The 9,538-nt window shown below is 73.5% G+C and carries 7 protein-coding genes and 1 pseudogene; 5 read left to right on the top strand and 3 right to left on the bottom strand.

The features are described 5' to 3' along the window. Positions 1-205: 205 nt before the first annotated feature. Positions 206-1,381, top strand: a pseudogene (locus tag ABS772_RS26285) (FAD-dependent monooxygenase); the annotation flags it as partial. Positions 1,382-1,442: 61 nt separating this feature from the next. Here ABS772_RS26285 and ABS772_RS26280 read toward each other — a convergent pair. Beyond that, complete coding sequence (locus ABS772_RS26280; RefSeq protein WP_350397638.1) at positions 1,443-1,895, bottom strand: DUF488 domain-containing protein; 453 nt, start codon at positions 1,893-1,895, stop codon at positions 1,443-1,445. 197 nt (positions 1,896-2,092) lie between these two features. Here ABS772_RS26280 and ABS772_RS26275 point away from each other — a divergent pair, with 197 nt between their 5' ends. The 4 genes from ABS772_RS26275 to ABS772_RS26260 all read left to right on the top strand — a co-directional run bounded on the left by ABS772_RS26275 (position 2,093) and on the right by ABS772_RS26260 (position 7,558). Then, complete coding sequence (locus ABS772_RS26275; protein ID WP_350397637.1) at positions 2,093-2,944, top strand: glycoside hydrolase family 25 protein; 852 nt, start codon at positions 2,093-2,095, stop codon at positions 2,942-2,944. Positions 2,945-3,175: 231 nt separating this feature from the next. After that, positions 3,176-3,937, top strand: a complete 762-nt coding sequence (locus tag ABS772_RS26270; protein WP_238254873.1) for a Crp/Fnr family transcriptional regulator — start codon at positions 3,176-3,178, stop codon at positions 3,935-3,937. A gap of 321 nt (positions 3,938-4,258) precedes the next feature. Further along, positions 4,259-7,072 carry a PAS domain S-box protein gene (locus ABS772_RS26265; protein ID WP_350397636.1) on the top strand — a complete coding sequence of 938 codons (2,814 nt, stop codon included), beginning with the start codon at positions 4,259-4,261 and terminating at the stop codon, positions 7,070-7,072. Between the two features lie 93 nt (positions 7,073-7,165). Further along, positions 7,166-7,558: a DNA-binding transcriptional response regulator gene (locus ABS772_RS26260; protein WP_350397635.1), complete on the top strand. Its 393-nt coding sequence runs from the start codon at positions 7,166-7,168 to the stop codon at positions 7,556-7,558. Here ABS772_RS26260 and ABS772_RS26255 read toward each other — a convergent pair. Both ABS772_RS26255 and ABS772_RS26250 read right to left on the bottom strand, forming a co-directional pair. Next, positions 7,512-8,723: an MFS transporter gene (locus tag ABS772_RS26255; RefSeq protein WP_350397634.1), complete on the bottom strand. Its 1,212-nt coding sequence runs from the start codon at positions 8,721-8,723 to the stop codon at positions 7,512-7,514. The two genes, ABS772_RS26260 and ABS772_RS26255, sit on opposite strands and share 47 nt — an antisense overlap. Beyond that, a complete protein-coding gene (locus ABS772_RS26250) occupies positions 8,720-9,268 on the bottom strand; it encodes a TetR/AcrR family transcriptional regulator (RefSeq protein ID WP_350397633.1) in 549 nt (182 codons plus the stop codon). Before ABS772_RS26250 ends, ABS772_RS26255 begins: the two co-directional genes overlap by 4 nt. Positions 9,269-9,538 lie beyond the last annotated feature (270 nt).

Genomic DNA, 9,538 nt, shown 5'->3' with positions numbered 1-9,538 from the left:
CCCCCCCCCCCCCCCCCCCCCCCCCCCCCCCCCCCCCCCCCCCCCCCCCCCCCCCCCCCCCCCCGCCCCCCCCCCCCCCCCCCCCCCCCCCCCCCCCACCCCCCCCCCCCCCCCCCCCCCCCCCCCCCCCCCCCCCCCCCCCCGCCCCCGCCGCCCCCCCCCCCCCCCCCCCCCCCCGTGGCGGCCGCCGCCCCCCCCCCCCCCCCCCGCCCCCCCCCCCGGGCCCCCGCCCCCCCCCCCCCCGGGCCGGGCCGCGGCGGGCGGGGGGGTTTTTCCTGCGCCCCGGCCGGGGCACGTGCCGGTGGCGGACGGACGCACCGTGGCCCTGCTCGACGGCTCGGTCCGCTTCCTCGGGGTGCTCGGCGCCTGGGCCGAGATCGCGCCGCACGCGAGCCCGCTCGCCGAACTCCAGATCGTCGACGACACCGGCAGCCTGTTCCGGCCGCCGCCGGCCCGCTTCTCGGCCGCCGAGATCGGCCTCGACGCCTTCGGCTGGAACGTCGAGAGCGCCCGCCTCGTCGAGACCCTGCGGGCTCAGGCCCGCACCACGCCGGGCCTGACCCTGTTCGAGGCGGATTCGGCCGGCATGCGCCTCGCGGACGGCGCCGCCGTGCTGGACCTGGAGGACGGGCGCCGGCTCGCGGCGCAGCTCGTCGTCGGCGCCGATGGCGGCCGCTCGCCGCTGCGCGCGGCCGCCGCCCTGCGCACCCGGGAATGGTCCTACCCGCAGGCGGCGCTCACCACGATCCTCGCCCACGACCGGCCCCACCGCGACATCTCCACCGAGTTCCACACCCGCAACGGGCCCTTCACCCTGGTGCCCCTGCCCGGGGGCCACCGCTCCAGCCTCGTCTGGGTCACGGCGGAGCGGGCGGCCAAGCGCCTGTCGGAGCTCGACGACCGGGGCCTCGCCGCCGCGGTGGAGCATCAGGCCCGCTCGATGCTCGGCGCCATGCGGATCGACGGCCCGCGCGGGCTCGTGCCCATGCGCGGCCTGTCGGTGGACCGGCCGGTGGCCGACCGGCTCGCCCTGATCGGCGAGGCCGCCCACGTCTTCCCGCCGATCGGGGCGCAGGGGCTCAATCTCGGCCTGCGGGACGCGGCGGCCCTGCGGGACGCGGTCTTCTCCGCCCGCGAGGCGAACCGGGATCCGGGTGCCCCGGCCTCGCTCGCCGGCTTCGCCCGGGCGCGCAGTGTCGACGCGCGCCTGCGGGGCACGGCGGTGGATTGGCTCAACCGCTCGCTGCTCACCGGCCTGCTGCCGGTCGATGCCCTGCGCGGCCTCGGCCTCGTCGCCCTGAGCGCGATCCCCCCCTTGCGCCGCTTGGTGATGCGCGAGGGCGTGCAGCCGCGCCTCGGCGCACCGAGCCTCATGCGCTGATTCTTTTTTGAGACGCTTCGGGTCGAGCCTGGGGCGGGCACACGACCAAGTCCCGAAAGAATCACAAAAAATCGCCGTAGAGGTCGACCGTCTCGAAGCCGCGCGGAGCCAGCCGCTCGGCCAGCACGCGGCGGTGGCAGCGGGCCGGGTCGCGCTCGAAACAGAGCAGGCAGACCGGCTGCCGCGCGGCGAGCTCCGCCAGGGCGTCGAGGACGAGGCCGCCGTCGGCGGTGTCGAGCACCTCCTCGCAATAGATCCGGCGCATCAGACCGGCATCGTGGGCGCGGGCCGCCTCGCGGCCGGATTTCGGCGTGCCGAGCCCGCGGAAATGCGCGTAGCCGAGCCCGGCTTCCGTGAGCCCCGCCTTCAGGGCGCCCTTGGAGAAGCCGCGCTTGCGCGAATTGGCCACCGCCCGCACGTCGGCGAGCACGGACACGTTCGCCTCCTTCAGGGCGGCGTGCAGGCGCTCCGGCGTCAGGCCTTCGTATCCGATGGTGAACAGAGTCTTGCGCATCGCGGGCTCAGGAAAAATTCAGGGTCGGCAAGGTTTTAGATGGCGGCGGCGCGGCCGTCGGACAGCCTCTTGGGGGCCTATGTGCCTGCGGCGCAACGCCTTCCGGAAATCCGCCGCAATGCCAGCAAAGTTCTGTTAACCCGATCGAGGGCATCGAATACCCATTGAAGTCGCACGCGAGAAGTGGCGGGCCGTCGATGTCGCTGGACACCGAAATTTCCTCGAAGCGCGCACCGGCTCCGCGCGGCTGGCTCAAGCGCGGGCTCGCCGCCCTGTTGCTGTCCGGGCTCGCGGCCTGCGCCGCGCAGAACGACTTCTACCCCACCAAGGGCGACGCCAAGCCCCATCCCGGCGTGGCGCGGGCGAAGAGCCACCCGGTCCAGGGCATCGACATCTCGAAATGGCAGGGGCCGATCAACTGGGCCTCGGTCAAGGCGGCCGGCACGCAGTTCGCCTTCATCAAGGCGACGGAGGGCGGCGACCACGTCGACGAGCGCTTCCGCGAGAACTGGGACGGGGCGGGACGGGCCGGCGTGCCGCGGGGGGCCTACCACTTCGTGTTCTGGTGCCGCTCGGCCGAGGACCAGATGGCGTGGTTCAAGCGCAACGTGCCGAACGATCCGACCGCCCTGCCCCCGGTGCTCGACGTGGAGTGGAACGGCCACTCGGCCAAGTGCCCGAAGAAGCTGCCCAAGCCGCAGGCGCTGGCGATGATCCGCTATATGCTCGACGAGATGGAGGCCTATACCGGCAAGCGGCCGATCATCTACACGGACATCACCTTCCACAAGGACGTGCTGGAAGACGAGCTGCCCGACTATCCCCACTGGGTCCGCTCCACGGCCGCGGAGCCCGAGCAGCGCTACGCCAACCGCAAGTGGATGCTGTGGCAGTTCACCTCGACGGGCCGCGTGCCCGGCGTGCGGGGCGACGTCGACCGCAACGCCTTCTACGGCAGCCCGACCGAGTGGGCCTCGTTCCTCGCCACCGATTGCGACCCGCGGGAGCATCGGCGCCTGTCGAGCCGGGGACTCTGCGCCGACAAGTAGGTCAAGCCGGTCGAAGCGCGGAGCCGAGGCCCGTCGCGGCGTCGGCTCATCCGGTCATGATATCCTATGTTGTGTTGCCCGTCTGCCCGGTTCGGGCGAGGCGTGCGGTTCGACGGGCCGTGGCCTGAATTTTTTCGTGTGCAACCCGATATCTGTCTACTTGTAGACAGACTGCGCGACAAACCTTGCGCTAGGAGCCGGCCCGGCGACCAGACGGACTTCGAGTTGTACATGCCTTCGGCCACAGAGCGCTGCTTCGAAGGCAACCTGCTCCTGAACTGCCTGAGCTCCGAGGATCGCGGCCTGCTCCTGCCCGACATGGAGCGGCTGGAGTACCAGCGCGGCGAGACGCTGTTCGCCGCCGGGCACGAGGTGGATTTCATCACCTTTCCCCTCGACCAGACCGTGGTCACCCTGCTGATCTCGATGATCGACGGGCGCAGCGCCGAGACCGCCACGATCGGCCGCGAGGGGGCGGTGGGGGGCGTGGTCAGCAATGGCGGCCTGCCCGCCTCGACCCATGCCCTGATCCAGATCGCCGGGCCGGTCCTGCGGATGGAGTCGGTGCGGCTCCAGGAGGTCAAGCGGCGCTCGGAATCCCTGCGCAACCTGTTCACCCGCTACTCCGACTGCCTGCTGGCGCAGGTGCTGCAATCGGTCGCCTGCAACGCCCTCCACCCGATCGAGGAGCGCTGCCTGCGCTGGCTCCTGACGCTGCAGGACCGCCTCGACAGCGACGTCCTGCCGATCACCCAGGAATCGCTCGCCGCGATGCTCGGCGTGCAGCGGACCTATCTCACCCGCATCCTGCGGATGCTGCAGCAGCAGGGACTGATCGAGGTCGGGCGCGGGCGCATCACCATCGTCAACCGGGCGGCGATCGAGGAGGTCGCCTGCGAGTGCCATGCCTGCGTCAAGCGCCATTACGAGACCGTGCTCGGCGCGGTCTACAGTCCGAGCGGGCGGCTGGTCGCGATCGAGCCGCCCGAATAGAGCATCAGCCCGAAAGATGGGTTCCGGCTGTCGGAAAACGACGACGCGAAGACAGGAATCGGATGCATCGCCCCGGGTCGAAATCCGAGGGCGACGCTCCCGGCCGTGCCCGGATCCGACCGGACACCTCGGATTTTCCTTCGGACGACACGACCTTTCCGGCAGACGACTTGTGCCCGACACATCACCGAGGCACCATCGCGGCCGTCCGGATGGCGGGCCGCCGCAGGCGGCTCCGGAAGAAGGGCGCCGCGATCATCCGGCTCGCTGGGAACAGTCTCGCTGGAAACAGTCTTGCCGGGTTCGTCCTTGCCGGGTCCCATGAGCCGACCGCCCGACGACTTCGCAAGCTCCGGTGAGGCCGAGCGGCTGGCCGCGCTGGCCCGCTACGACATCCTCGACACGCCCGCCGAGGCGGCGTTCGACGACGCCGTGACGCTGGCCGCGCAGCTCTGTGCCGCGCCGACCGCCCTCGTCAGCCTGCTGACCGACGACCGGCAATGGTTCAAGGCGCGGCTCGGTTTCGCGTCCCCCGAGACCGGGCTCGACCGCTCGATCTGCGTCCACGCGCTGGCCGGGCGCGACGTCCTGGTCATTCCCGACCTCGCCGCCGACCCGCGCACCCGCGCCAACCCGCTGGTGACCCGCGAACCGGGGATGCGCTTCTATGCCGGCGCCCCCCTGGTGACCCCGGAGAGGGTCGCGATCGGCACCCTGTGCGTGCTCGATACCCGTCCCCGGCCCGAGGGCTTAAGCGACGCGCAGCGGGCGGGCCTCAAGGCGCTCGCCCGCACGGTGATGACGCAGCTCGAGCTGCGCCGGGGCATCGCGGCGCGCAGGATCGAGGCCGCGGCCCTGGCCGACAGCGAACTGCGCCTGCGGCTCGCGATCGAGGCGGCCGGGACCGGCATCTTCGACTACGACCTCGTGACGGGGATCCTCTCCTGGGACGGCCGCACCCGCGCCCTGTTCGGGGTCGGGCCGGACGAGGCCGTGAGCTACGCCGGCACCTTCCTGGCCCGCCTCCATCCCGAGGACCGGGACCGCACCGATGCCGCCGTGCAGGCGGCCCTCGACCCCGCCGGGTCCGGCCTGTTCGACGCCACCTACCGCACGGTTGCGGGCGATGGCGCGGGCAATGGCGCGGGTGAGGTGATCGCCTGGGTCGCCGCCCGCGGCACCCTCGTCGTCGAACGGGACGGTGCGACAAGCCGGGCGCGGCGCCTCGTCGGCACCGTGCGCGACGTGACCGCCGAGCGCACGGCGCAGGCCGCCATCGCCGCGACGGAGGAGCGCTACCGCCTCGTCACCCGCGCCACCAACGACGCGATCTGGGACTGGGACCTCGCCGCCGACCACGTGCTGTGGAACGAGGCCCTGCAGGCCGCCTACGGCTGGGCGCCTGAGGCGGTCGAGCCGACCGGCCGGTGGTGGCTCGACCGCGTCCACCCGGAGGACCGCGCCGGCGTCGAGGCGGAGATCCGCCGCATCATCGCCGGCGACGGGCGCGACTGGCAGCACGAGTACCGCTTCCGCCGCGCCGACGGCTCCTACGCCGACGTGCTCGACCGCGGCTCGATGGCGCGCGGGCCCGGCGGCAGGCCGCTGCGCATGATCGGCGCCATGCTGGACCTGACCGAGCGCAACCGCGTCGCCGCCCAGCTCCGGGCGGTGGTCGAGGGCGCCAATGTCGGCATCGTGCAGATCGAACCGCGCACCATGGTCGCGCTCGAGGCCAATCCCAAGCTCTGCGCGATCTGGGGGGCGGAGGAATCCGACATCGTCGGGCATTCCGTCGTCAAGTGGACGCCGGAGGCGGATGCGGCGGAGCGCGACCAGCTGCACCGCCGCCTCGCCGCGGGCGAGATCGTGCGCGAGACGCTGGAGAAGCGCTTCCGCCGCAAGGACGGGCGCCTGATCTGGTGCCGGGTCAACCTCGTCTCGCAGGTGCGCGGCGAGGCGATCCAGGCCACGGCGATGATCGAGGACATCTCCGCGGAGAAGGCGGCCGAGGCGCGCCAGACGGCGCTGATCGAGCTCGGCGACGGGTTGCGCGACGCCGCCGGCCCCGCGGAGATCGGCGGGATCGCGGCGGGGATCCTCGGGCGCACCCTCGGCCTCACGGCCGCGGGCTGCGCGGCCATCGATGCCGCCGGCGTCGCGATCGGGGGGACGGAGCCGGCGTCGTTTCCGGCCAGCCTCGCCCGGCTGCGCCGCGGCGAGATCCTCGCCGTGCCCGACCTCGCCGGCGATCCGGGCCTCGCGCCGGATGCGGATGGCTACGCCGCCATCGGCGCCCGCGCCCTGCTCGGCGTGCCGCTGATGCGGCGGGGCGAGCCCGTCGGCCTCGTCTACGCCCACGCCCCCGAATCCCGGGCCTGGGAGCCGGGCGAGGTCGATTTCGTCCGCGAGGTGGCCGGGCGGGTCTCCGTGGCCCTCGCCCGCATCCAGGCCGAGGAGCAGCAGCGCTTCCTCAACCGCGAGCTGAGCCATCGCCTGAAGAACACCCTGACCATGGCCCAGGCCATCGCCTCGCAGACCCTGCGCAACGTCACCGACATCGCCTCGGTGAAGGAGGCGCTGGTGGCCCGGCTCGTGGCCCTCGGCAAGGCGCACGACATCCTGCTCTCGGGGGAGGGCGAGGGGGCGGCGCTGGAGGCGGTGATCGCCGGCGCGCTGGCGATCCACGACGACGGCGAGCCGGGCCGCATCCACCTGTCCGGTCCGGCCCTGGAAGTCGGCCCGAAGGCCGCCCTGTCGCTCGCCCTGATGATCCACGAACTCGCCACCAACGCCGCCAAGTACGGCGCCTTCTCGGTTCCGGGCGGGCGCGTCGGCGTGGACTGGAGCGTCTCGCACCTGCGCTGGCGCGAGGACATGTCGGACGCGTCGCTGGACGACCTGCAGGATGATGTGCCGGACGGGTCGCGGGAGGCCGAGCCGGTCGTGACGCTGACCTGGTCCGAGAGCGGCGGGCCGCCGGTCGCCGCCCCGACGCGCAAGGGCTTCGGCTCGCGCCTGATCGAGCGCGGATTCTCCGGCGCGGTCGGCGGCGAGACGCGGATGACCTACGCGCCGGAGGGCGTGACGTGCCGGATCCGGGCACCCCTGAAAGGTCTTCTCGAAAAAGAATAGCGCGAAAAGCGACGCGGCGGGGCAACGAACCGGCCGCTCGCCACTTGTCGGCAGGACGCTTGAGGCCCGCGCCGAGGACATCCGGGACGCTTCATGGACCTGCCCGCTTCCCCTGCCCCGCACGGCGACGGGCGGCCGCTGGCTCTCGTCGTGGAAAGCGAGACGGGTCGGCGCATCGAGACGGCGGATCTCTTGGCCGGGGCCGGGTTCGAGGTGCTGGAGGCGTGGAGCGCGCAGACCGCCTTCCGCCAGATCGAGCGCCACGGGATGCTGCGCCTCGTCGTCGTCGATGCCGACCTGCGGGGGGCCGAGACCCGCTTCGCCCTGGTGCACGAGATCGCCCGGCACCGGCCGGACCTGGCGCTCATCGCCCTCTCGGACGGTCCCTCCCCCGCCCCCGGCGCGCTCCCCGAGGGGGTCCGCTTCGCCGTGAAGCCGCTCACTCCGGCGCTCGCCCGGGAGGCGCTGGGGCAGCTCTCGGGGTGAGCGGCGGGCCGGCGGCCGGAAACAGCGTCGCGCCTCCGGCGATCGCCGCGAAGGCGAGCAGGGCGATCCCCGGACCCGCCGTCTCCGTCAGGCTTCCGAACAGGGGCGCGCCGACGGCCTGGCCGACGGCGAGCGTCAGGAAGGGGATGCCGAGGCCGAGATCGGGGCGATCCGGAAGCCGATGGATGCCCTGGATCAGGAATGTCCCGCTCGCGACGATGTAGGCGGTGCCGAACAGGCCCATCGCGGCGAAGCCGAGGGCGGGGATGGACGGGCCCGCGGCCGCCCCGAGCGTCGATCCGAGCGTCGATCCGAGGGCCAGCGCGGTCTCGCCGAGCGCCATGCCGAGCAGGGCGATGCGATGGACCCGGCCGGTGCCGAACCGCGCGGTGAGGAGGCCGGTCGCGGCGCCGAGGCTGCCGCCGCAGCCCAGGACGATCCAGGCCAGCGCGACCTGCCGTCCGGAGAAGGCGAGGCCGCCGCGCAGGATGTCCGCGCCGAAGGTCCAGATCGCGGTGCTCGACAGGCCCATCAGGAAGGCGCCGGCACACAGGCCCGCCAGGCCGGGACGCGTCAGGATCGCGCGCGGAAACCCGGCCGGCCCCGGTCCGGCCGCGCCCGCGGGCAGGGCGAACCGGAGCCAGAGCGTGACGATGCCGCCGAGCCCGGCGAACACGGCGTAGAGTTCGCGCCACGCGCCCGCGGTGGCGAGGGTCGCGAGCCCCGAGAGGACGATTCCCGCCGCCGTGCCGGCATTGATCGCCCCGTTCGCCTTCGGGCGATCCGCCTCGTCGAACCGCCGGGTCACGGCCGCGGCGAGCGGCGGCGAGGCCAGCCCCGTGCTCAGACCCGTGAGCGTGATCGCCAGACCGAGGACCCGGCCGGACGCGGCGGCGGCCGCGAGCGCCATGCCGGCCGTGGCGGCGAGCCCCGCGAGCATCGCCACCCGGCGCGGGCCGAGCCGTCCGCCGAGGAGGAAGGCGAGGACGATGCCGAGGCAGTAGGCGGCGAAGGCGCCGCCGCCGATCCACCCGGCGGCGCTCGTGCTCAGCGCGAGGTCGTCGCGGATCCGGGGCAGCAGCAGGCCGTAGGCGAAGCGGGCCAGGCCGTAGGCGAGCGCGGTCAGGGCGAAGGAGGCCGCGACCAGGTTGAGGCGGCCGGTCACGGACGGGCGCCGCGCGCGATCTCGGCCAGCGCCCGCGCGGCCCGCGCGGCCTCGTCGATCACCGCGGAATCGGCGACGCTCGCCGCCGCCGTGGCGCCCTCGAACAGGAGCCAGACCTGAAGGGTCAGACCGGGATCGGCGCGACCGAGCACGGCCTCGACGCGGCGGGCGATCGCCTCGCGGAACGCGCGCTTCTGGCCCTCGACGAGGGCGACGATCGCGGTGCTGGCCGCGGCGTACTCGCTGCGGGCGCGCAGGAGCATGCAGCCCCGCGCCCCGTGCGTCTCCAGCCAGCGGCGCAGCGTCTCGAACAGCGAGCCGACGGGATCCGTCTCGTCGGCCTCGGCCCGGAGCCGGTCCATGAACGCCCGGTGCCGCGCCGCCAGGACCGCGATCACCAGCCCGTCGCGGGAGCCGAAATGCTTGTAGAGGGTGCGGGTGGAGGAGCCGGACGGCGCCAGCAGCCGATCGACGCCCACGCCGCGGAACCCGTCGGTCTCGAAGATGCGGGCGGCGCCCGCGATCATCTCGGCACGCTTGTCCATGCCCGGCGATGTAAAGCGATCGTTTTACATGGCAAGGCGCGCGCCTCGACTGCGGGGGGCTGTGGGGTGTTCCCGCCGGCCCGGGGCAGGCCGCCGTCGCAGTGCGAAGCCGGCGCCCATTGCTTCCAGAGGACGTCTACCAAGGGCATCGCGACGCCACGGCATGAGATGAATCTCACCCGGTCTTCGGCCGATCGCTTCGGTCAGGGCTTGGCCTGTCCCCCTCCCCCTTGGGGGAGGGGGTGCGGGGAGTGAGCTTATCCAAAGATG

Source organism: Methylorubrum podarium (assembly GCF_040270385.1).
GTDB lineage: Bacteria > Pseudomonadota > Alphaproteobacteria > Rhizobiales > Beijerinckiaceae > Methylobacterium > Methylobacterium podarium.
Note: the sequence above shows the minus strand (reverse complement) of the source record. Positions and strands in the feature narration are given on the sequence as shown.